The organism is Gardnerella sp. CCPDSM, assembly GCF_056754715.1.
Map to the genome: position 1 here is coordinate 79,618 of NZ_JBQEQO010000004.1, position 22,783 is coordinate 102,400.

The following is a 22,783-nucleotide window of genomic DNA, read 5'->3' on the forward strand; positions in this document are numbered from 1 at the left end:
TATGAGTTTTGTGTTGAAGTTTAGTGTGTTGAGAGGCTGGAAAAATTGTGTTCAGTGCTAAAAGAGGACTGAGAAGCTACATTCTTTAAAGATAGGCGAACACACTAAACTCTTTTAGCAGCCAGAGCGCACGAAGGACGGGACGCACGCAAACACAAATTTTCCAGCCTCGTCAAAACCAAAAAACTAAATCAGTTACAAAACTCATAGACGATACTAAAGAATATCGAAAATAAAACTCGCGCCACGTTAAACAAAATGTAAAACAAACTATATAAAAATGGCCGGTATGCATAAAGCACGCCGGCCATTACTGTAATCAGCTTAAATTATTATTACCTGGCTTCCAAAGTGTACTTCTGGCAACGCTGATGCCACAAGCCTTTGCCGTCGTAATGTTCGTCTTCAACAGGAGCGCCAACTTTAGCGAAATCGCCGTGAGCATAGTAGTCCTTGCGAAGATTGAACATAATCACGAACTTCTTATTCCTGCCGTGAGTCCAAACGTCGCCGTTAGTGCAACGCTGGCGCCACCAGCCGCCGCCCATGTTTTCTTCTTCAGCAACAGGAGCGCCAAGCCAAGATGCACCGCGGTGAGCGTAGTAGGAGTCGCGAAGCTCATACTGAATCACAAACTTCTTACTGCTTCCATAAGTCCAAAGGTCGCCATTCTTGCAGCGCTGACGCCACCAGCCGCCGCCCATATCCTCTTCTTCAGCAACAGGAGCACCAAGGCGAGCGTGGCCGCCGTGAGAGTAATACGCATCACGCAAATCATACTGAATCACGAACTTCTTATCTCTGCCGCGAGTCCAAACGTCGCCGTTCTCGCAGCGCTGGCGCCACCAGCCGCCGCCCATGTTCTCTTCTTCAGCAACAGGAGTTCCAAGGAAAATTTCGCCGCCATGATTGTAGTAAGAATCGCGAAGCTCATACTGAATCACAAACTTCTTGTCTTTGCCGTGAGTCCAAACATCGCCATGATCGCAGCACTGGCGCCACCAGCCGCCGCCCATGTTCTCCTCTTGCGCAACAGGAGCACCAAGGCGAGCGTAGCCGCCGTGAGCGTAGTAAGAATCGCGCAACTCGTATTGCAAAACGAAGCGCTTATCACCGTTAGCCCAAACTTCGCGTCTGCCGGTTTTATTTACTGTCCAAGCGCCGTGGTTTGTGCTAGTAGTGTTGTTAGAATTCTCCGCAGGCTTATTAGGCTTTTCAACTGTGTTTCCATATTCGGAAACGCCGTTAATTTCGCCGCCATCAGCCATGCCGAATGCGTTCATATCAACTCGGCCGTCAATTCCATCAACGCTACCGTCAGAAGTGTATTGCCATCCGCGCAATGATGTAGAAATAGGGAATCCAACTTGAGAACCGTAGCTTGCCACCCAGCTTGTGCGCTGATGAATATATTCGGAATTAAGAGGATCCTTTAAATAATTTGCGTAAGAATACACGCCAAGCTTATGGTATCCGGCAGAAACAAGCTGATTCCACCAAGATGCAACAATATCCTGATACACATAAGGAGAAGTTGGTGGCTGGTGTCCGCTCCAAGTCCACTTTTCCAAATCGTAGTAAACAGGGTATGTTAAGTCTTCCGGTTTGACGCCTGCATTCTTAAGAAGCTTCACAACGTCAGCACCTTCAGCGGCACCATCAGCAGCTTTTTCAGCGTAAGAGTACATGTAAATTCCAAACGGAATACCCAAACGCTTGCACTCGTTAATATTGCGAATGGCTTGCTTGTCATAACCATTATCCCAACCGTAGCTAATTCGAATAATCGCACCGTCTACGCCGGAATCTTTTACAGCTTCCCAATCGATTTCGTGCTGATGCTCAGAAACATCAATAACATTCTTAGCGTTCTTGACGAACACATCGCCATTTCCGTCGACGAATGTAGGAGTGGAATCCGAATTATCCCAATGCGCACCGTACTCGCTTTCCGTAAGCGAGCTTTGGCGCACAACTCCAGAAGGTTGCGATTGAATAATCGGCTTATTAATTTTAGTAGTCTTATTGGCTTTATTGGCTTTAGTAGCTTTATTAGCTTTAGTAACTTTAGTAACAGCATTATTGCGAACTTGAGCAAACTGGACAGTCTGCTTAGGAGCTACCGTGTTCATAGTAAAAGCAGTAGCAACTGATACTAATCCAACTAATACACGTACGATAATCTGTCCCACGAGTCCTCCAGACATGTTTTTTACGTGTTTCTTCGGTACTACCATAGCAACAACACCATAAAACTGGCTAAAAATCAACAGAATTACTATTTTTAGCTCGCCGCAGCGCAAATTTTAGATTCTTGTACTAGACTATACTGTCTATTGTTAAGTACAGCCGTTGGAGATTTGTTATATTATGAGCGCTTCGTTACAAAAAGCAACCACAGCACCAAAAAGTGTGCCGATTTTGTACATTGTCGTACCTTGCTTTAACGAGGAAGAAGGACTTAGCACAACGGCAAAAGTTCTTCAAAATAAAATTGCAGATCTTGAAAGCCGTAAGCTTATTCACTCTTATAGCCGAGTTATTTTTGTTGACGACGGTTCTACAGATTCCACATGGGATTTAATTGCTTCGTTTAATCGCGAAGATCCTTCACTTTTTGGCGGAGTAAAGCTTGCGCATAATCGCGGCCATCAAAATGCGCTTTATGCAGGACTTATGTACGCGCGCGAGCAGGGTTGCGATGCTGCAATTTCTATGGATTCCGATTTGCAGGATGACGTAAACGCTGTTGACGAAATGCTCCAAAAGTTTACGCAAGATGGTTGCGAAATAGTTTATGGCGTTCGTTCTTCGCGTAAAAAAGACACTTGGTTTAAGCGCAATACGGCCTTGGCTTTTTATAAGATTTTCGCCGCAATGGGTGCAGAAGTTGTGCCAAACCACGCGGATTATCGTTTAATGAGTTCGATTGCGTTGGATGCGCTTTCTGAATACAACGAAGTTAATTTATTCCTTCGCGGAATTGTGCCAATGCTCGGTTTTAAAACCGGCAAAGTTTATTACGAGCGCGGAGTTAGAACGGCTGGCGTTTCTAAGTATCCTTTGAAAAAGATGATTTCTTTCGCTTTAGAAGGAATTACTTCGTTTTCTGTTAAGCCGCTTAAATTAGTTACGTATATGGGCATGCTTTCGATTGTTGTTGGTTTTGCAATGTTTATTTACGTAATTGTGTCGCTGTTTACTAATCACACTGCTGTTGGTTGGTCGTCGCTTATGTGCTCAATCTGGTTTATTGGCGGATTCCTTATGATTTCCATGGGTATTCTTGGAAGCTATATTGGCAAAATTTATTTGGAATCAAAGCATCGTCCGCGCTACTATATTGAACAATTCTTGTAAAAGCAATCTTTTTAAATAAAATCTTTATAAAGGCACTTTGTAAAAGCAATCTTTTTAAAGGGGTTTAAGACGTATGATTAAGCGTTTGCAAAACGTAAGTGTAACGCTCGGTCGCTTTTTTAGCGCTGCTGTGCTTTGGTGCGCTGCAGTATTTTTCAGCTTACTGTCATTGCTTAATTTAGTTATTTCGGCTCATCTTTTGCCGGGAGACTACACTCTTGAATTCCTATGGTTCCAATCTCCATTCGTGATTGTTATAAGTGCAGCAATATTCTTTATTATTGCGCTTTTAAAAAAACGCGGGATTCTTAACGAAATTCTTAATAAAATACGCTTACGCTACGTTGCTGCCGCTGTTTTTGCTTACGTGATTGTTGCAGGCTTAATTTGGGTGCATGCCACGCACGCATGGCCGGAGTGGGATCCTGCTTATTTGTTTAGCGCAGCACAATATTATGCGGATCCTAATCGAACTCCTGTAGTTTGTGGAGTTGATACTTCGGAATTATCTTGGATTGTGTGCCCAGGCGGCTACTTAACTCGATTCCCATTCCAATTCCCACTTCTTTGCCTTATGCGCTTTTTGGTAATCGTTTTTGGCTCCAACGCGTACACTGCTTTTGAAGTGTTGAATGTAATATGCGCTGCTGTTACTGGCGTTCTTATTGCGTATTATGCAAACTTACTATTCCGCAATAAAACCGTAACTCTTCTTTCTTTGCTTTTCTACGCAGCATTTTTGCCTATGATTTTCTACGCGACTTTTGCGTACGGCAATACGCTTTGCTTGCCTTTCGTGTTTGGCGCGCTTATTTTCCACGCAAAAAATATTCGTAGCGGAAGTTGGCGTGATGCTGTGCAATCTTTAATTTGCATGCTGTTTGCCATATTACTTAAGTCGACTATGGTTTATTGCTTACTTGGAATGATTGTTGTGTGGATTGTGTCGGCTTTGCGCTCTAAAAAGTGGCAGCATGCTGTTTGCGTATTGCTTGCGATTGCGTGCGTTTTTGTAAGCAATTTTGCTGTAGCACAGGCTGCTGATTCTTTTGGTCACAGTGCAAAAGATGGTTTGCCTTCTACAGTTTGGCTTGCAATGGCAACGGATCCTGCTAGAAAAGGCGGCCCGAATAATCCTGGATGGTATAACGGATACCCAACTAGCTTTGACGTTGCAAGCTATAATAAAGACGCTATAAAGAAGGAATCTACGGAATTTTTACGCAAAAATATTAATTTCTTCTTAAAAAATCCTAAGCAAATAGCGACTTTCTTTACGAAAAAATTTATGGGAGAATGGCTTGAGCCAACTTATGAATCTTTACTTGCAAGTAGCTGGAAGTGGAACGGACCATACAGGCAGATTTTAATCGATCGCAAAATGAATCCTGCTTTGCGCTCGCTTTATTCTGGAAAGTTAAATATGGTTGCTTTTACTTTCCTTGATGCTCTTCAATTTATGCTTGCTTTCTTCACAGCAGTGTTCTTATGCGTTACTTTGCGCAAGAAAAAGTCGGCCGATAATAAAGATTTGGCAGATAATAAAGATTCGCTAAATAATAGCGCGTTACTAAATGTTGAATATTTAACGCCTTTAGTTATTGTGCTTGGAATGGCTGTGCTTTACATGATTTGGGAAGCGCAATCGCAGTATATTTTGCCAGCGTATTTGCTTATGATTCCGTTTGCATCTTGCGGATTTAACATGTTATTGACGCGCTACGAAAACTGTGCTGCACATAATCGTAATGCAACAGATCCAAGCAAGAATTGACGGCATTGTGCAGGAGATTATGGCAGTTGCAACCATGCTCCAAGCTGCGTAAGTTACGTTTGCTGCCATTGCGCGGCTTGCTCCAACCTTCGCAATACCGCGGTAATAAAACAGGTACGAGCTTACTCCAAGCAAGCCAACAATAATCGCCATTAATGCGATTTTTAGAGGATTAAGCGAGCTTGCACTAAGCGATATGTATTCCGATAATCCTTGTAAAGCGCCTTTTGCTGTGCCTTTAAAAACGCTAAATATTGCAGTATAAGCAATCGCAATAGTCGAAATAATAAAGTAAGCAAATGCGGATGTTGTTTCGCGAATATGAAGTATTATTTCGTCGTCAATATTTTTATGCCGCGTGGCCCAAGCGCACACAACTGCTTCGCTGCCCCAACCAATTACGCTTAAAGCGGCTCCAAACAACCCAAGTATTGCGTTGGAAATACTCATATTTAAACTGCTTGAAGCGCATGAGCAGTAACCTAAAACCGAAACTGCCACTAAGCTTAAAGCAAAAGCCGCGTATTTTGATGCGCTTAAGCGCTCGCGAAGTATTATTGCGGAAAGCACAGTTCCAAAAGCGGGGTAGAAGGCGGAAATTGCGGCAGCGTATCCTGCTCCTATATTGCTGGCTGCTAAAACGTATCCGCTCATGCCAAGTGGGCCGCCAAGTAAAGATCCTAGGATAATAAGCGCAAGAATTCGTGGTTTATTTAGTATTTCAAGCGTTTTATGCCATTTTTTACGAATACTTACGTAAATCCACATAAAAATTGCGCATACTGCATCGTGAAGTAATGCTCCAAGAAAACCAACAAATATCACAAAATTTGTGTTGTTGGTTGATGTGAGCAAAGCTGTTAAAACTGCAAGTAGTGCAGTGTCAACGCCCCATAAAAGTCCGCTTAAAAACGCGTATTTCATAAGTACCTACTTTACTTGTGGCGGTTTTGTTGGCAGTTTTGTCGGCAGTTTTGTTGGCGATGCGCTCACTCCATTGAAAGCGATTGCCTTTCTCTTAGCTCTTTCTTTACTAGTGAAGCCGGAGCGCCTGTGGCAAAATACATCTTCGAAGCTTCATTAATATAGCGTTCTGCATACTTGAAGTAGGTATACATGCAGCTTCCAATATTTTCGCCTTCAGCTTCCTTAACAAGAGACCATAAATGCCAGCACCAAGCAGCGAATCCCACATAAGCTAGCAAATGTCGCTTTTCTTTCCGGCTTGGCTCGTGCTCCAAATAAATCCTCATTGCACTATTTATTTCCCTGTCGCTAAACTTTTCCGAAACGCACATAGTGCCAAAATCTTGAGCGTAATCAGACATTCCTGCGTACTCCCAATCAATAAGATGGTAGCGATTCTGCTCGTCGACTAAAATATTTGCGTCAAATATGTCGTTATGGCAAAGGCAAGTATATGAGATATCTTCCGAAATTACGGCTTTATGAAGATCTTCTACTAAATAGCTTAAATCCATAATTTTTTGCGGTATTAATATATTTCTTGCCTTAAGTTCTTTCATATAACGCTGAGATTCGGCGTAAAAATCAAAGTTGTGGTTCGCGATTTCGCTATTTTCGTAGTTTTTGTAGCTTTCGCTATTTTCGCTGTTTTCGCAACTTTTATGCAAAGTGCGAACCAATTTTAAAATCTCCCTCATCTCTCTAAAATCGTGCAAATTCGCAGTTCTGCAATTAGGCAAAAAGCGCGAAATCTTCCATCCCTCTTTAGCTTTCGCCGCAATAAAAGTACCGTCTAAACCAAGCTTTTGAGCCAATTGCAATGCTTCAACTTCTGCTTTTCGGTTAATAAGCACGTTCGTGCCAACTCCAGGATGCCTATAAACGTATTCGTTTTCGCCAACTGAAAAATGGCAAGATAAATTAGTAAGACCTTTTTTAAGTGGGTAAATATTATGAATATCGGATTTCTTACAATTAAGCGTTTGCGTAATGTGATCAAAAATATCGCTATCAATATTTTCTAAGAAAAGAGGATCAAACTCGCGCAACTCGTCAATAGAATCAAATTCGTGAATAATTGGCGGATCATACTTTCGCATTTGCATATCAAGCTCGTCAATATGCTCAATAAAAATATCTTCCCAAAGTTTTCCTGCAGTTTGCGGCAAATCATATTCATTGCCAAGAATTTGCACAAAACGCTTAGAAAAATCAGAGTCGAAATACACGTGACCAATCATGTACCAAGCGTCGCTTCCGCCAATCGTAACATTTTTAATTTTATTATGCGCGCCGCAAGTAATGCACCATTCTTTAGTGTATCCTTTATGGAATTGCGCAGAATAATAAGATTTCCAAACGTATAACTCAAACGGATTTTTATCAAAATAATTATCGGAAGAGCAAATATAAGTGTTAGATAACTTGTCTGCCACCACCATAAGCGAACTGTTGTTATTTCTAGTGCCATACTGGTTATTAATCGTAATTTTTACGCCAAAAGCGTCTTCTAAGTAGAAGAATTGCTCTTGCTTGTAGCCAACAACAACTGTTATATCTTTAATGCCTGCTTCGTGAAGCTGCTTGATTTGGCGCTCAATAAGAATTTCACCTTTTACTTTAAGAAGTCCTTTTGGTGTTTCGTACGAAACGGGGGAGAATCGTGATGAAAAGCCGGCGGCCATAATAATTGCGTTACGTGCTTTATACGGTTCAAGCGCCTCAAATCCTTGGGCAGTTACGTGCATTTTGCCGGTTGTGTCAATAAGATGCTTGGCTTCCGCGCTTTTGATTGCTGAGTTAACAGTTCCGAGTGACATTTTTGCGCGCGCGGCAAGATTGCGCTGACTTATTCGCGCTATGCTGGTTGCTTTGCTGGTTCTGCTGTTGTTTAATAAGGTTGTGAGCAGCCTAAATTCGTTGTAATCAATTGCCATGTGCGCCTCGCTTTTGTAGATATTTTGTTTATTATATAACAAGTGTTCAAAAATAGCTATTAAATTTTTATTTTGAACAACGCGCGGCTTGGGTTCGTTATTTTCTTTACAACGCTGTAAAGTAACAATCGTTTTTCGGCTGTATTTCGTTATTTTCTTTACAGCAGCGTAAAGGAAATATCTTCCCAAGTCGCGTACAAGACGCAAACGGTATTATAATGAATAACCATATGACTTGGCTCTAAGTAAAAGAGATAAGAAAGTAACAGAAGGTGTATTTATGGCGTCTGTATTTCGTAAGGTAATTCGCAAAATAGTTGACCATTGCCCTTCTTCTAAGCGTTCAATACGCGATCTTCGTGCGCAAGTTAGCGATTTGCAAACGCGTCTCGATCATATGCAATACGTACTAGACGAGCAATTGTCGCATATTCTTGAAAATCAGCACAATATGCATGTTGACACACTTACGAATCGTGAGCACGCATCGCTTTTAGCTTGGGCCACATATCGTCAAAGCGGTGAAAGTGATTTGGACGCTCGAAAGCGCTTTTACTACAATCTTCCGCAAGCAACTGGTTCCGTGCGCCTTATTCAGCGCGGTTGTGCAAGCTTATTAAACGAATTTGCGCATATTGCAAAAAAGCATAATTTGCAATATTGGGCTGATTTTGGCACATTGCTTGGCGCAGTTCGTCACCGTGGGTTTATTCCGTGGGATGACGATACGGATTTGGGAATGATTCGTTCCGACGTAAATAAGCTTCTTGACTTGCTTAAAAAAGATGAGGAATTATCTAAGCGTTATCGCGCAGTGCTTGTGTTTGATCCTTACGTTTGCTGCAGACAGTTGCGATTGCGCTATAAAAATCCGGACGATCCTAGCTTTATTGATATTTTCTTCTATGACTACATGCCTGAGTTTAATGAAAAAACTAAGCAGAGGTTTATAGAAATTCGTAGGGCTTTGCAAAAAGATTTGCATTCTAAGCCTTTTTATAAAAAGTGGCTTGAAAACGGATATTTAGAAGATGGCGGGGAGTTTAGTGACGAAATCGAGTCTGTTTTTACTAAATATTACGATTTAGCGAAAAGCGAAAATATTATTGCGGATTCGAAGGCGAATAGCGAAAATTGTACTGTTATTTACGGCTTGGATAATGTTGATGCAGAATCAATATATTCAGCTAAATATTCGGATATATTCCCACTAAATCAAGCAGAATTTGAAAAATTTACGGTAAATGTGCCGAATAATTCTCAAAAAGTTCTGTTTAACTACTACGGCGATATTTACAAGCTTCCTGCGGATATGGTTTCGCACTTCCAGCACGTGAGCCGCGATTTGCTTGAAAATAAGCGTATTGTTGACGCAATTGAGGAAGATATAGCAACAAATACTTACGCAACGAACGCTTAGGTAACAAACTTTACGAAAAGTAGCGTTTGCAAAATATTGCGTTTTAATAATACGCAAGCAAAAATTATTTGCTATCTCGCCTCATAAGCCGCATCTTTTTCTGCAATTTCGCAATAATAGTTGGGAAAGTTATCTTTTTCGCTGTTTTTACGATTTTTTCTCCAATTACGTAGCGTGCAGAAGTGCGTATGCTGCTAATTTCCTGCTTATAAGTATCGCTTTTACGCTCAAATTCAAGCATTCTCTCCTTAAGCCACAGCGTGCGCGAAGCAGTATTAAGCTGCAACTTTTGGAATTCGTTATACGCGCGCTCGTCGTAGAAGTAAGTCGGCAAGCGCTTCGAATCTTCACCATAATTCATATAATCCATGGCTTTAAGAACGTATTGCAATTTGTTATGCACAATAGTTGCTAAAGATTCAGGCGTGATTCTGGTATGGCAATCATGCACGAAGCTATTTAAAAGCGCGTTGTCGTAGCCTTGCTTGTAAGCGTTAAGCAAACCCGCGCTTTCAAGCCATTCTCCAGCTTCTAGCACAGAATCAACTTCAAGAGGAGCTTCATCCTGAACTGCGTGACGCTCAATAGAAAGCCAGAAGTTTTCTGGAATATTAGTGCGATGAAGATTCTCAAACCCTTCGTCGGCTCCAACGCTGAATCTTCCGTAAGCATCTTCGTAAGTTTTCGACAAATCGCAATACAAAATATTATTTGCTGACATTGCTGCGCGAGTGCTAAAAGTCATCAAAGTTGAAGGCAAATCGTGTTCTCCTGCGCAAACATTAGCAGACTTCAAAAACTCGGTTCGCCAAATCTTCTGCCAGCCGTAACTGTAGCAACTGCTCACCAAAAGTTCCGGAATATCGCTAGCTTTATAAAGTCCGTAGCTTACGTCTTTATTTGCATTCTCAGAATCAGTTTGCATAATAAATTGTTGACGCAAGGCGTTTAATTCTTTAGTTTTTTCGCTATTTTGTGAAGTTTTAGAAGATTTTAGAGTTTTTAGAGTGTTTAAAGCGCAATCAATTAAGTAATCGCTGTGCCTATTTTTGTTACTAAAGAAGGCAAGGTCGACGCAAGTTTTTTCGCTACTAGCGTTGCTTCCGCTATAATTTTCCACTTGATTTAGCGCTTTTGCTAAAACTTTTTCGTTAATTATATAGCTTGAAGGCATAAATATTACGTAAGTGCCGCGCGCGCAAGCAGTAGCTTTAGAAATCATATCTTTAAAACTTGCGGTATCGTCAATCGGCTGAATCGTAAATCGCTTATCTTTACTAGTAAATTTTTTAGCAATCGCAAGCGTACTGTCGTTAGAATGCGAGTCAACAATAATAAATTCGCAAGGAATACTATTTATTGAGCTGCAAGCTTTAAGCGAATCAACAATCCAAGAATGAGCGTTATGCGTAAAAATTACGAGAGAAAGTTTCGGATTATCTTCAGCTTTATGAGATTCCACTTCGTACGAAGATCCAAGGAAATCCATGTAATAATCCATAAATTCTGGCTTCAATCGAGAGGCCATAAGGAAAACTTCCTTCGAATCCATAGAGTGGAAAACTTCCGAAATAAGCTTACGAATTTCCGGATTTTTATCGTCAAAACCAAATTCTGTAATTAAAGAATTTACGTAATCAAACTCGCGCGAATAAAAAGCGTGCAAAATTTCTCGCGAAATCTGCTGCTTACTAAGAAACTCGCGCATATCGCGCAAACGATCGAAAGGAAGATGGAAATCCTTCAGCAAGCTAGACGCACCCGGATTCGTTTGGCGGTAATAATAGTACTTTCCAGGATTCCAGCAGATTTTATTTGCCAAAACCATTGTTTGCGCAAAGAAAGGATTATCCGTCCAACCGGCTCCAGGAATCGGCTTAAAACGAATGATTTCGTGTGCGCGATTATTGCCATTAAGAAAATCTTTGCGGTAAAGCGCGGACCAAATAGAAGGATGATGGTAAAAAGGCTCAGCGAAATCGTTAAGATTAAAAATAGTGCGGTGCTTTGGCATAAAATAGCACAAGTTTGGCGTTTCAACAGCCGACTTGTAGCCGTCTTTGCCGTCGTAAAAAAGCCAGTAGCCGCCTTTAATAATATCGAGAGTTTCGGCGGTAGAAGCGTCGGTAGAGTTTTCGGCTGTAGAAGCGTCTGTAGAAGCGGCGCTTGTAAGCTCAACGTTACTCAACAAACGCTCATACATATGCGGATCAATAAAATCATCCGGCTCAATAATGCTAATCCACTCGCCTTTAGCGCGTTCCAAACCGCGATTGCAAGTAGCTCCGTAGCCCTCGTTTTCTTTTTCAATTACCACAAAACGACTATCTTCTTTTGCAAAAGACTTCATAATATCGATGGAACCATCTTTGCTTCCATCCGAAAACATCAAACATTCCCAATCTTTAAAAGTTTGATTTTTAATAGATTCTAAACATTCTGGTAAAAAGGCTTCAACGTTATAAATAGGAACAATAATCGATACTTTCGGCATATGTACGATGTTAGCATAAGTGGCTTATGTGTGGCCTATTCGTGGCCTATTCGCGGCTTAAGTTTGGCCTAAGTTTGGCTTAAGTTTGGCCTTGTTTAAGCTTTAATTACAACACAACTGATATTATTGTGAACGTGAAAAATCTCATAACTCGTTGTCGAAAAAAGTACGCGTATGCAAATATCGTGCTTCGCGGCTTAGTAAAAACCGATTTTAAGTTGCGCTACCAAGGGTCTTTCTTGGGTGTAGCGTGGTCGGCTTTAAAGCCATTGATGATGTTTTGTGTGATGTATCTTATTTTCGGCAAGTTTTTGCGAATGACAGACGGCACGCCAACTTATCCTGTGGTGCTTTTAATGGGAATTAGCGCGTGGCAGTTTGTGCAAGAATCAACTTCGATCGGATTGCGCTCGCTGGTAGATCGCGGCGATTTGCTGCGCAAAATCCATTTTCCAAACTACATTGTGGTGGTTTCGGCAACAGTTGGATCTTTAATAAGCTTCTTAATTAACTTAGTAGTGGTGCTTATTTTTGCGATTATTGGCGGAGTGCATTTTACGTGGAGAGTGATTCTGCTGCCAATAAGTTTGGTGCAACTTTACGCAATTGCAATTGGAATGGCACTAATAATGTCTACTATGTACGTGTTTTTCCGCGATATTTTGCATATTTGGGAAGTAGCTCAGCAACTGCTGTTCTACGGAATGCCAATTATTTATCCGCTTAGTTACGTGATTAATAAAGGCGGCATTTTTGCGGTGCTTGCAAAGCTTGAGCTGCTTAATCCTATAGCGCAATGCATTCAAGATATGCGGCATAATATGCTGGCTCCAAAAACGCAACCAACTGTGTGGAGCGAATTCGGATTCTCGTGGATATCTTGTGTGCCGCTTTTGCTTACCGTGCTAATAGTGTGGCTTGGAGTGTATATATTCCGAAAAAATAGTCGCGCTTTCGTAGAAGTTATGTAGCACGCTAAATTTACGAAAAATTTTACGGTAGTTATGACGGGAAGTGGAATTTATGAGTAACTTGCAAGAAGAAGCGGAAGTGCGAGAAGCGGAGCTAGGCGACGCGCGAGACGACGCGCGAGACGACGATATTGTTTTATCCGTAAATCACGTAGGAAAATATTTTAAACTACCAACCGAGCAAGCAACCGGACTAAAGCAAGCGTTTATAAATCTCACAAAAGGCATTAAAGGCTACAAAATCCAAAACGTTCTTAAAGACATAAGTTTTGACGTGCATCGCGGCGAATTCTTCGGAATTGTCGGGCGAAACGGCGGCGGCAAATCAACCCTCCTAAAAATTATTTCGCAAATCTACTATCCAAATACCGGAAGTGTAAAAGTAAAAGGCAAGCTTGTGCCGTTTATTGAGCTTGGCGTGGGCTTTAACCCGGAGCTTACCGGCCGCGAAAACGTGTATCTTAACGGAGCGCTACTCGGTTTTACGCGCGCAGAAATTGACGCAATGTACGACGATATTGTGGAATTTGCTGAGCTTGAAGACTTTATGGATCAAAAGTTAAAAAATTACTCTTCGGGCATGCAAGTGCGCTTGGCATTTTCTGTGGCAATTAAAGCGCAGGGAGACATTTTAGTTCTTGACGAAGTTTTGGCCGTTGGCGACGAAGCTTTCCAGCGCAAATGCGACGCTTTCTTTACGGACATTCGCAAGGATTCAACGAAAACCGTTATTCTTGTTACGCACGATATGAACGCTGTGAAGCGATATTGCACGCGCGCAATGATGATTAGCGACGGGGAAGTGGCGGCGATTGGAAACACTGAGTCCGTGGCGGATCAATACACTTTGGCAAATATTGAGGCAGAGCGCGAAAAGCAGAATAAGCTGATGCAGAAGCAGAAGCTTGGCAATGGGCATGGAAAAGTGCAATACGCGCAGGGCTTGAATGAAAAGTGTCCGCTGCTTAGAACCTATGCTTTGGAAGACAAGATTTACAAGAGCAGTGACACATTCCGTTTCGCTGTTGAATACCAGTACGACGAGCCAGGTGACTTTTACTTGGCGATTGCTTTGCACGATATTCGGCGCGGCGGAATTACTTACGATACCGGCTCCAAAGTTCTGAAAATGCAAAAGCGCGGGCATCAAACAGTGTATTTTGAAATGCCATTGAACTTGTTTAACAATGGCGAGTTTACGCTGTTTACGTCCTTGCGCACGCCTAGCCCAACTGAAGACGACTACACGGATTTGCTTGCTGTGGCGGTGGATGCGAATGCTTGCACGTTCGTGATTAGGGATAGTCGTAATCGTGACTATGCTTTGTTAAGCGATCGCGCGATGATGATTAAGCAGGTTTCTGATTCTGCAGCTTAAGTAGTAGATGCTTCTTGTTTATTGTGGCGCGAGTTCCGGGGGATTCTCCTTAATGTGGCGCGAGTTTTGGGGAATTTCTCTCCTCGCAAGTTCCCGTCCTTCGTCGCTCTGGCTGTTAAAGACTTTACTGTCTGCTTTGTTCTTAAAAGAATGTAGCTTCCTCAGTCCTCTTTTATTGCTCGTAGAGAAATTCCCCAAACTCTGCGTGCTAAACATTAATAACCTCATTCAATCGCAGAGATTTTTCGATTTTTCTTCTTCGCTCGGCTTGTCAGCAGCCTGCGGCTCTGACGTCCGCCTTCGTTCAGTGCGAAAAATCTCAAATCTCTACCACACTGGTATTCGTACAATAAAGTCGCAAAACAAAACTGTTGGTTGGGTGTGGTATGTGTGCCTGGCGTGATGTGTGCGGCAGCAATAATGTTAGTGTTCTTCGAGCAACAAGTAATCGACGTTCGCAGAAGCATTACTGCAAAGCGAAGAAACATTTGCCGGAAAAGTCCCGGCAAATGTGGTCAAATATCACTGTTACTTATTAGCAGCGCGAAAGATTTGATCCCAAGTTTCGAAGCTAGCCATATCGTAAGCGCGATACTCTCTAGACAGCTTCTTCCACTTACGCAACATTTTTAACGCCAAAAATGCGTCCGTGCGCAACATTTTACGGAATAACTTACTATCTCGCTGGAAAAGATTCAGCGTAGTGCCATCTGGAGCCGTAACAATTGCAGTATTAACTCCCACAAACGACGGCCAAGAAACGTCTTGCGCTGGAATCGCAACCTCTGCTTGAGGATTCTTCGCGTGCTTTTCGTGAGCAAACAAAGCCTTAATCGTAGCGCGCTTCTGCGTCTTACGCAAAGCCTTAGCATCATGCGCACTAAACGGACTTATATGCTCGCGCAAAACCTCACTAATAATCGCCTCATCGCTTACTGGCTGCGTGTCACTAAACGCTTGGCGCGCTTTACGAACCTCACCAAGCTTTTGCGGCATCGAATCAACAATATATTGCGGACCGCGCAAAATATCCTGCAATCCCATATGATGCAATTGCATAGCAGAATACGCAAGTTTTAAGCCGGAAGCCAAATCGCTTCTAAGCATCTCAATCGCAAAACGCAAACTCGGCTGAGTGCAATGAAGCAGTCCGCAAATCCAACGATTGCGCTGGAAGAAGTACTCTTCCCAAGTGCGCGAAGGATCCTTATCGTGCCAAGCCTGATGCCAAACCGCCACTCCCGGCAGGCAAATCGTGTGATACCCGTGCTCAAGCGCCCTAATCGAATACTCAGTATCATCAAACTTAATAAACACAGGAAGCGAAAGACCAATTTCCTTCATAATCGCAGTCGGAATAAGACTCATCCACCAACCGTTATAATCCGTGTCAATTCTCTGGTGACGCTCCGGGCAATCTTGCAAAGTAATCGCTGCAAAATCGTGATTGTAATCAAGATTCTGCGAAGGCTTCATCCACACATTGTTGCGCGTGAAACGCTCGCCTTGAGTGTAAAGTACCGTGCGATTGTCCAAATGAAGCATGCCACCGCCAATAATGGCTGGCTTAATTGTGTAGTCGGCAAACTGAAGCGCGCGAAGAATGCACTCGGTTTCGCTAATTGCGTCGTCGTCAAGAAGCATAGTGTAGCTGCTTTTGCCGGCTTTAAGCGTTTCAAACATGCCTCGCGAGAATCCGCCGGAACCGCCTAAATTAGCCTGCTGAATGTAGGTAAGCTGGCTGCCAAGATTCGCGCTTGTTTCATTAAATCCAGGCTGATTCTTCACTAAATCCGTGCCCTGATCCGTGCAATAAATTGTGTCAAGTCGCGCGCGAAGTGCCTTGTTCTCTGCTATTGCCTTCAGCTGATTGTGGCAGTATGAAGGGCGATTAAACGTAGTAATAGCAATAGAAAAAGTGCTATTTGACTGCTGCTGTTTGCTGTCTGTACTTGTTACGCTACTAAATTGCACTTTATTTGCGCACGGCACGCTCCACTCAGCATCGCTAACAGTAAAGCAGCTGGAATCACTTGCTTTCGCATCAAACCAAAAATATCCGCCGTCTGCAAGACCTGCCATAGGAATTTCGTAGCTAATAACTTGCGCTGGCTGATTTGTTTGATTGGCTGAATCAAACTCAAACTTTTGAACCGGATACGTAAGACCGCGACCAGTCGAGCGCATAAGCTGCAGCTCGCCTTCGCCCTCAACGCGAGCAGTAAACTTAACAGTTTTTACGCGCGTCCAATGCTGCCAATAGCTCGCAGGAAAAGCGTTAAAGAAAGTGCAAAGAGACACGTGCTTTCCGGAATCGACGCGAAGTGAGTTGCGCGAAAGAACAGCGCAAACGCCTTGAGTCTCAACGTTTGGCAGATGACTGCTAGTGTCTGCAAGAAGCTTCTTAAAATCAGTAAGATTCAAATTATTTATATCGATTGCGCGCGTATTCATACGAGGATCGAGCACAGTGCGCTGCAAGTAGGAACGGTGCCACGGAATTACGTAAAGCGGCATAGTAATTTCCGCATCTTTTACCGGGTAAACAACGCGATTTACAACTTCCCAGCTTTCGTTGCTGTTACTTGCGTTACTATTTGCGTTACTATTTGCGTTACTAATATCCTGCTTATCTTGCGTTTCTTGCGTATTTTGCTTATCTGCACTCGTTGCCTTAGTCATACTAGACATTATATATACGCTTAAGCCTATTCTTAATATGTATTGTGCGCAAAACAACCGAAATTACGAAAGGTAAATAACATGACGCAAGCAGCAATCTCCCAAAATACAACTTACCCAGATTTAGTAGTTGTTGGCGCAGGATTGTTCGGCTTAACTGTAGCTCAGCAAGCAGTGGAGCACGCGGGCGCTCGCGTTGAAATTATTGACGTTCGAAATCATATTGGCGGCAATGCCTACTCGTATTTTGACGAGCGCACGGGAATCGAAATTCACAAGTATGGCGCGCATCTTTTCCACACAAGCAACAAGCGCGTGTGGGATTATGTGAATCGTTTTACGTCGTTTACTAACTACGTGCATCGCGTGTACGCAACGCACGACGGCGAAGTTTATCCGCTGCCAATCAACTTGGGCACGATTAACCAATTCTTCCACGCGCACTACACGCCGGAAGAAGCGAAGGTGCTGATTGCAAGCCAAGCAGGGGAGTTGGCTGGCAAAGATCCGCAAAATTTGAACGATAAGGGAATTAGCTTAATTGGGCGACCTTTGTACGAAGCGTTTATTAAAAACTACACGGCAAAGCAGTGGCAGACGGATCCTTCCGAGCTTCCGGCTGGAATTATTAAGCGCTTGCCGGTGCGATTTAACTACAATAATCGCTACTTTAAAGATACTTGGGAAGGCTTGCCTGCGGACGGCTACACTGCTTGGATGCAGCGTATGATTGACGATCCTAGAATTCACGTGTCGCTTGGCGTGGACTTCTTCGACGAGTCGCAGCCGTTTAATAAGCGCGCGTTGGCGGAGGCTGGAGTGCCGGTGGTTTATACCGGCCCGGTTGATAGGTATTTTGACTATGCGCTTGGCGAGTTGAAGTGGCGAACCGTGGACTTTAAGGAAGTGCGTTACGAGGAAAGTGACCACTTTGGCTGCCCAGTTATGAACTATTCGGATGCTGATGTGCCGTTTACGCGCGCGATTGAGTTTAAGAACTTTAATCCGGAGCGTGAGGAAGTTGGCGGCGAGGCTGGCGAGGATTCTGGTGATTCGGCTGATTTCGTGCCTGGAAAGAGCGTGAAAGCCGGCGAGACTGTGGTGTGGCAGGAGTATTCGCGCGCTGCAACTCGCGAGGACGAGCCTTACTATCCTGTGAATACTGATGCAGATAAAGCTTTGTATGCTCGCTATGCGGAGCTTGCGGCGGCTGAACCGCGCACGGTTTTCGGAGGGCGCTTGGGAACTTACAGCTATTACGATATGCATAACGTGATCGATATGGCTTTGCGCGCTTACGAATCGCAAGTGGCTCCGCTACTTAAGTAATCTCAACTTTCGCCGCCGCGGCGCGCGTTAAAGCGGTAATCAGGGACACGGATGCAGAAAACGTACTGCGCGAGTGTCCGAAGATAGGCAAAATCAGACCCTAACGCAGAACGCAATCTGCGTGAGTGTCTGAAAACTGGCAGAATGGGACACGGGTGCAGAAAACGTACTGCGCGAGTGTCTCTAAACCGCCAGAATCGGACACGGATGCAGAAAGCGTACTGCGCGAGTGTCTCTAAACCGCCAGAATGGGACACGGGTGCAGAAAGCGTACTGCACCAGTGTCACCAAAAAAGGTCGCGGCGCGCGCGAGTTTGCAATATCTTAGATTCGTGGTATTCTATTTAAGTTGTTTGCTTAGCGGGTTATTTACTTGCTAAGTTAGCAGTTTGGAGAATTCGCCTAGTGGTCTATGGCGCACGCTTGGAAAGCGTGTTGGTGTAACAGCCTCACGAGTTCGAATCTCGTATTCTCCGCGCTTGAGCTTCCGGCGCTGATTTAGCGCCGGGAGCTTTTTGTTTTCCAAGTTATGCTGCTTACACCGTTTGCGTGCGTGCAATATTAGTTGGGCGCGCGTGCAATAATTACTGCATGATTGCTTGTGTTGGGGATGCGAGGTGAATCTGATATGTCTAAGCTTAATTTGCAAACTGGCTCTAAAACTTTCGACACTTCAAAAGCCGCCGCAAAAGCAATAGCAAGCACGCCGGATCGCCCTAATCCAGCATTCAACCACTCAACAAACGCAATACTCATCGGCATTTTGCTCACTCTTTTAGGTGGTGCATTCTGGGGTGCAAACGCAACAGTTTCGAAAATCCTCATGTCGACGTATCACGTATCTCCTCTGCAAATTGCGTGTGTTCGCCAAATCGCAGCCGGCATATTATTCAGCGTAACCGCCGCAGCATGCACGCCGAAAAAGCTTACTGGAGCAATCAAATCCGGTCGCACGTGGATTTCGATGGCGGTTACGGGCATAGTTTGCGTGCTTCTTACGCAAGTTTCGTATTTGTGCACAATCGACTGGACTAATTCCGGAACTGCAACTGTTCTTCAAAGCCTTAATCTTCTGTTCGTGCTGGTTTACGCGTGCTTGCACACTCGCCGCGTGCCAACTATGCGCGAGACGATTGGCGTTGTGCTAGCTTTTGCAGGAACTGCTTTAATGGCAACCGGCGGAAATCTTTCTTCGCTATCGTTGCCGATTATGGGCTTGCTTTGGGGCTTGGCGGACGCTGCTTCAACGGCGGCGCTCGCGATTATGCCGGTGAAGTTGATTGCAAAATGGGGAAATCTTACTGTAAACGGCATTACTTTTATTATTTCGGGGCTGATTATGCTTCCGTTTGTGCGTCCGTGGGAGACTATGCCGCCGCTTGATTGGCGCGCGCTTTTGCTGTTTACTTTTACGGTTGTTGCAGGAACTTTTGGTGCGTACTGGCTGTTTCTTGAGGGTATTATGCGCGTGGGTTCCGTGCGAGGAACGCTTCTTGGCGCGAGCGAGCCGGTTACTGCTGCGATTACGGCAGTGCTGTTTACGGGCGCTGTTTTTTCGTGGGCAGATTTCGTGGGCTTCGGACTTATCTTCATAATGATGGTTCTGCTGTGCAAGCGTACTGACTGACTTAGGCTATAAAATAAAAACCAAACAAAGAAAGGAATTTTGATGCGCTACCAAGGTACTTTAGAGTCGCTGGATGTATTAGAAAAAGTGAAAGCCGCCGACTGCGCAAATTCTGCGATTGCGGTGGTCGGCTCAATGAACGCCGACTACACGATTGTTGCCGACCGTCTTCCAAAACCAGGCGAAACAGTTAACGGTGGCGATCTTAAGGTTCTTCCTGGAGGAAAGTCCGGAAATCAGGCTGTTTCTGCGGCAAAAATTGGCGCGCACGTGCGCATGTTTGGCGCAGTCGGCAGTGATAAAAATGCCGACTTTTTGCTTAATTCATTGAACAATGCCGGCGTTGACACCACTAATATTTTGCACGTCGACAACACTCCTAGCGGTGCTACGGTTATTACGGTTGACGCTAAGGGCGGCGAAAATACGATTGTTTACGCGCCTGGTTCTAACGCGCACGTTACGGTTTCGTATGTTGAGTCCGTTAAGGACGCTTTGACTAGCGCTCGTGTGCTTGGGCTTTGCTTGGAAAGCCCGATGGAAACTGTTACTGCTGCTGCGAAGATGGCTCACGCGGCTGGCGTAAAAGTTTTGCTTAACAATTCTCCTTTTGTGCCTACTTTGCCGAAGGAGCTGATTGATGCGGCTGACATTTTGCTTGTGAATGAGCATGAGATGGCTCAGTTGCTTAATATTGATGAGCCAGAAGATGGCAATTGGGATGCTTTTGATTGGAAGCATGCTGCTGAAGTTATGCATGATTTTGGTTTTGACGAAGCTGTTGTGACTTTGGGCGGCGAAGGCTCTGTGGTGTTGGAGTACGCTGAAGAAGATCCTGCTTGCCGCATTTCCGCTCAGCGCGTTAAAGCTCAGGACACAACCGGCTGCGGCGATGCTTTTATGGGCACGGTTTTGGCTGGATTGGCTGCTTCAATGTCGTTGCCGGATGCTGCAGCGCTCGCGTCTTACGTTTCTGCGTATGCTGCAACTCGCTTCGGTGCGCAAGCTTCTTACGGAACTGCGGACGAAATTCGCGCGTATTTTGCTAAGTAATTAATTAAGTAATTAATTAAGTAACTAATTAACTAATTAAGTAACTAATTAACTAATTAAGTAACTAATTAAGTAACTAATTAACTAATTAAGTAACTAATTAATTAATTTATCTGCTTAATTTCGCGCAATTTATGCGTAACTCACCGGTTGTGTCTCTTCCGGCGCGGCGACTGCTAAAATAGAAATCGACTCTGTCACTGTACATGCAATTTGCAAACGGGAAGGCAATTATGTCAACAATTCTTGAAGGCAATCCAAAAAAGCAGATGATGCTGGTTACGGGTCGTGCGTATCCGGAACTTGCTCAAGAAACTGCGCAATATCTTGGTATTGATGTGCTTGAGACAACTGCCTACGATTTTGCGAATGGCGAAATGTACGTGCGCTTTACGCAGCCGGTTCGTGGAGCGGATGTTTTTGTGCTTCAAGCGCATACGAATCCTATTAACAATTGGATTATGGAACAGCTTCTTATGGTTGATTCCTTGCGCCGCGCTTCTGCTCGCAGTATTAACGTTGTTGCGCCGTTCTTTGGTTATTCGCGCCAGGATAAAAAGCATCAGGGTCGCGAGCCTATTACGGCGCGTCTTATGTTTGATTTGTTCCGCGCTGCAGGTGCTACCAGAATTTTGACGGTTGACATGCACGCCACTCAGGAGCAGGGCTTCTTTGACGGCCCGGTTGACCATTTAACTGCTATGCCTGTGCTGATTGACTACGTGCGAAACTCTATGAAGCTCGACAACGCAACTATTGTTTCTCCGGATGCTGGCCGTATTAAAGTTTCCGAACAGTGGGCTGCAAAACTTGGCGATTTGCCTCTTGCTTTTATTCATAAAACTCGCGATATTACGCGTCCAAATCACGCTGAAGCTCACGGTATTATCGGTGAAATTCAGGGTCGTGATTGCATTGTTGTTGACGATATGATCGATACTGCAGGCACGATTTGCGAAGCTGTGCGCACTTTGCGTGAGGCTGGCGCTAAGTCTGTTACTTTGGTTGCAACGCACGCTTTGCTTTCCGGTCCTGCTATTGAGCGCTTGAAGGATGCGGATGTGCGCGAAATTATTGTGACGGATACGGTTCCTGTGCCGGAAGAAAAGCGACTTGATAATATGACAGTGCTTTCGATTGCGCCTCTTCTTGCCGCCGGTATTCGTTCTGTGTTCCGTTCTGGATCGCTTGTTTCGCTTCGCAACGCGCTTCCGGAAGATATGAAGCAGCATAATATTTACGCATAAAAGTTACGTAAAAATTTACGTAAAAACTTAGATTTTTCGTAAACCTTACGAATAAATCTAAATTCACGCAAAAATATAAAATAAAGCAAAGCAAATCCGCATAAGCGGTTTCACAACAGCAGGAGGCAAATATGGTCGCCAATACTACAGTTGCAGAAAATCAAGAATCGCTTTATAAAGGCGACGCTTCTAAGGCGATTATCACTGTTGTTGGATGCGATGCCGTCGGTATTATTGCGAAAGTTACTTCGCACGCAGCCAATCATAATGTAAATATTTTGAATATTTCTCAAACCATTGTCGACGGATTCTTCAATATGATGATGATTGTTGACGTGGAAACTATGGACTGCGAATTTGGCGAATTTGCCGACGGATTAGAGTCGCTTGGTGCCGAGATTGGCGTGCGTATTCGCTGCCAGCGTAGCAATATTTTTACAGCAATGCACAGAATCTAACTCGTAGAAATATTGCATAAAACTCGTTAAAACTAATTAAAACTCGTAGAAATCTTTTTGAAAATTCGTAGCGAAACAATAGCGAAA

General features: G+C 43.9%; 15 protein-coding genes and 1 tRNA gene. 11 read left to right on the forward strand and 5 right to left on the reverse strand.

What is annotated here, in order from left to right:
* Positions 1-335 precede the first annotated feature (335 nt).
* Positions 336-2,237, reverse strand: a complete 1,902-nt coding sequence (locus tag ACTJLE_RS03445) for a glycoside hydrolase family 25 protein (protein ID WP_481267437.1) — start codon at positions 2,235-2,237, stop codon at positions 336-338.
* A 133-nt stretch (positions 2,238-2,370) separates the two neighbouring features.
* On the opposite strand from ACTJLE_RS03445, the gene ACTJLE_RS03450 reads away from it, so the two are divergent.
* Complete coding sequence (locus tag ACTJLE_RS03450; RefSeq protein ID WP_481267438.1) at positions 2,371-3,360, forward strand: glycosyltransferase family 2 protein; 990 nt, start codon at positions 2,371-2,373, stop codon at positions 3,358-3,360.
* Positions 3,361-3,433: 73 nt separating this feature from the next.
* The gene (locus ACTJLE_RS03455; protein ID WP_481267439.1) at positions 3,434-5,134 is read left to right on the forward strand and encodes an ArnT family glycosyltransferase; all 1,701 of its coding nucleotides are present in this window, start codon (positions 3,434-3,436) and stop codon (positions 5,132-5,134) included.
* Here the strand turns inward: ACTJLE_RS03455 and ACTJLE_RS03460 are convergent.
* Together ACTJLE_RS03460 and ACTJLE_RS03465 are read right to left on the reverse strand one after the other, a co-directional pair.
* The gene (locus tag ACTJLE_RS03460) at positions 5,069-6,058 is read right to left on the reverse strand and encodes an EamA family transporter (protein ID WP_481267440.1); all 990 of its coding nucleotides are present in this window, start codon (positions 6,056-6,058) and stop codon (positions 5,069-5,071) included. The two genes, ACTJLE_RS03455 and ACTJLE_RS03460, sit on opposite strands and share 66 nt — an antisense overlap.
* Before the next feature lie 65 nt (positions 6,059-6,123).
* On the reverse strand, positions 6,124-8,037 hold the full coding sequence (locus ACTJLE_RS03465) for a phosphotransferase (protein WP_481267441.1): 1,914 nt from the start codon (positions 8,035-8,037) through the stop codon (positions 6,124-6,126).
* A gap of 280 nt (positions 8,038-8,317) precedes the next feature.
* Here ACTJLE_RS03465 and ACTJLE_RS03470 point away from each other — a divergent pair, with 280 nt between their 5' ends.
* Positions 8,318-9,457, forward strand: a complete 1,140-nt coding sequence (locus ACTJLE_RS03470) for a LicD family protein (RefSeq protein WP_481267442.1) — start codon at positions 8,318-8,320, stop codon at positions 9,455-9,457.
* 64 nt (positions 9,458-9,521) lie between these two features.
* On the opposite strand, the gene ACTJLE_RS03475 is transcribed toward ACTJLE_RS03470, so the two are convergent.
* Positions 9,522-11,951 (reverse strand): glycosyltransferase family 2 protein, encoded by a 2,430-nt coding sequence (locus ACTJLE_RS03475; RefSeq protein WP_481267443.1) that lies wholly within the window; start codon positions 11,949-11,951, stop codon positions 9,522-9,524.
* Between the two features lie 134 nt (positions 11,952-12,085).
* On the opposite strand from ACTJLE_RS03475, the gene ACTJLE_RS03480 reads away from it, so the two are divergent.
* Both ACTJLE_RS03480 and ACTJLE_RS03485 read left to right on the forward strand, forming a co-directional pair.
* Positions 12,086-12,922: an ABC transporter permease gene (locus ACTJLE_RS03480; RefSeq protein WP_481267444.1), complete on the forward strand. Its 837-nt coding sequence runs from the start codon at positions 12,086-12,088 to the stop codon at positions 12,920-12,922.
* Between the two features lie 52 nt (positions 12,923-12,974).
* Positions 12,975-14,300, forward strand: a complete 1,326-nt coding sequence (locus ACTJLE_RS03485) for an ABC transporter ATP-binding protein (RefSeq protein ID WP_481267445.1) — start codon at positions 12,975-12,977, stop codon at positions 14,298-14,300.
* 528 nt (positions 14,301-14,828) lie between these two features.
* Here ACTJLE_RS03485 and ACTJLE_RS03490 read toward each other — a convergent pair.
* Complete coding sequence (locus ACTJLE_RS03490; RefSeq protein ID WP_481267446.1) at positions 14,829-16,982, reverse strand: glycosyltransferase; 2,154 nt, start codon at positions 16,980-16,982, stop codon at positions 14,829-14,831.
* Positions 16,983-17,063: 81 nt separating this feature from the next.
* Here ACTJLE_RS03490 and ACTJLE_RS03495 point away from each other — a divergent pair, with 81 nt between their 5' ends.
* The 6 genes from ACTJLE_RS03495 (at position 17,064) to ACTJLE_RS03520 (ending at position 22,696) form a co-directional block, all read left to right on the forward strand.
* Entirely contained in the window at positions 17,064-18,311 is a 1,248-nt protein-coding gene (locus ACTJLE_RS03495) for a UDP-galactopyranose/dTDP-fucopyranose mutase family protein (RefSeq protein ID WP_481267447.1), read from the forward strand.
* Positions 18,312-18,702: 391 nt separating this feature from the next.
* Positions 18,703-18,787, forward strand: a tRNA-Ser gene (locus tag ACTJLE_RS03500).
* Between the two features lie 152 nt (positions 18,788-18,939).
* Positions 18,940-19,938 carry a DMT family transporter gene (locus ACTJLE_RS03505; protein WP_481267448.1) on the forward strand — a complete coding sequence of 333 codons (999 nt, stop codon included), beginning with the start codon at positions 18,940-18,942 and terminating at the stop codon, positions 19,936-19,938.
* Positions 19,939-19,980: 42 nt separating this feature from the next.
* Positions 19,981-20,991 (forward strand): ribokinase, encoded by a 1,011-nt coding sequence (locus ACTJLE_RS03510; protein ID WP_481267449.1) that lies wholly within the window; start codon positions 19,981-19,983, stop codon positions 20,989-20,991.
* Between the two features lie 233 nt (positions 20,992-21,224).
* Positions 21,225-22,238 (forward strand): ribose-phosphate diphosphokinase, encoded by a 1,014-nt coding sequence (locus tag ACTJLE_RS03515; protein WP_481267450.1) that lies wholly within the window; start codon positions 21,225-21,227, stop codon positions 22,236-22,238.
* Positions 22,239-22,369: 131 nt separating this feature from the next.
* The gene (locus tag ACTJLE_RS03520) at positions 22,370-22,696 is read left to right on the forward strand and encodes an ACT domain-containing protein (RefSeq protein WP_481267451.1); all 327 of its coding nucleotides are present in this window, start codon (positions 22,370-22,372) and stop codon (positions 22,694-22,696) included.
* Positions 22,697-22,783: the final 87 nt, after the last annotated feature.

Coding starts and splice junctions, on each gene's coding strand:
- ACTJLE_RS03445 (WP_481267437.1), bottom strand. CDS start 2,237: ATGGTAGTACCGAAGAAACACGTAAAAAACATGTCTGGAGGACTCGTG.
- ACTJLE_RS03450 (WP_481267438.1), top strand. CDS start 2,371: ATGAGCGCTTCGTTACAAAAAGCAACCACAGCACCAAAAAGTGTGCCG.
- ACTJLE_RS03455 (WP_481267439.1), top strand. CDS start 3,434: ATGATTAAGCGTTTGCAAAACGTAAGTGTAACGCTCGGTCGCTTTTTT.
- ACTJLE_RS03460 (WP_481267440.1), bottom strand. CDS start 6,058: ATGAAATACGCGTTTTTAAGCGGACTTTTATGGGGCGTTGACACTGCA.
- ACTJLE_RS03465 (WP_481267441.1), bottom strand. CDS start 8,037: ATGGCAATTGATTACAACGAATTTAGGCTGCTCACAACCTTATTAAAC.
- ACTJLE_RS03470 (WP_481267442.1), top strand. CDS start 8,318: ATGGCGTCTGTATTTCGTAAGGTAATTCGCAAAATAGTTGACCATTGC.
- ACTJLE_RS03475 (WP_481267443.1), bottom strand. CDS start 11,951: ATGCCGAAAGTATCGATTATTGTTCCTATTTATAACGTTGAAGCCTTT.
- ACTJLE_RS03485 (WP_481267445.1), top strand. CDS start 12,975: ATGAGTAACTTGCAAGAAGAAGCGGAAGTGCGAGAAGCGGAGCTAGGC.
- ACTJLE_RS03490 (WP_481267446.1), bottom strand. CDS start 16,982: ATGACTAAGGCAACGAGTGCAGATAAGCAAAATACGCAAGAAACGCAA.
- ACTJLE_RS03495 (WP_481267447.1), top strand. CDS start 17,064: ATGACGCAAGCAGCAATCTCCCAAAATACAACTTACCCAGATTTAGTA.
- ACTJLE_RS03505 (WP_481267448.1), top strand. CDS start 18,940: ATGTCTAAGCTTAATTTGCAAACTGGCTCTAAAACTTTCGACACTTCA.
- ACTJLE_RS03510 (WP_481267449.1), top strand. CDS start 19,981: ATGCGCTACCAAGGTACTTTAGAGTCGCTGGATGTATTAGAAAAAGTG.
- ACTJLE_RS03515 (WP_481267450.1), top strand. CDS start 21,225: ATGTCAACAATTCTTGAAGGCAATCCAAAAAAGCAGATGATGCTGGTT.
- ACTJLE_RS03520 (WP_481267451.1), top strand. CDS start 22,370: ATGGTCGCCAATACTACAGTTGCAGAAAATCAAGAATCGCTTTATAAA.